General features: G+C 66.2%; 1 pseudogene. It reads right to left on the bottom strand.

The window, feature by feature from the left end:
* Positions 1-263: pseudogene (locus ACQG3P_RS20070) on the bottom strand (ribonucleoside-diphosphate reductase subunit alpha); the annotation flags it as partial.

Here is a 263-nt window from a genome sequence, read left to right as displayed (position 1 = left end):
CGGTTGGCCTTGCCCTGTGCTTCGGCCTGCAGGTAGGCGGCATCGAAGGCTTCACCGAACAGGTCGGTGAACTCGGGCACCACGCGCGGATCGAACAGCGACCATTCCGGGTCGGCTTCGACGCGCTTCATGAACAGGTCCGGCACCCAGTTGGCCAGGTTGAGGTTGTGCGCACGGCGCGATGCGTCGCCGGTGTTGTCACGCAGTTCGAGGCAGTCTTCGAGGTCGGCGTGCCAGGTTTCCCGGTACACGCAGGCCGCGCC

Source organism: Stenotrophomonas sp. SrG (assembly GCF_050031795.1).
In the GTDB taxonomy this organism is placed as follows: Bacteria; Pseudomonadota; Gammaproteobacteria; order Xanthomonadales; family Xanthomonadaceae; genus Stenotrophomonas; species Stenotrophomonas rhizophila_A.
Note: the sequence above shows the minus strand (reverse complement) of the source record. Positions and strands in the feature narration are given on the sequence as shown.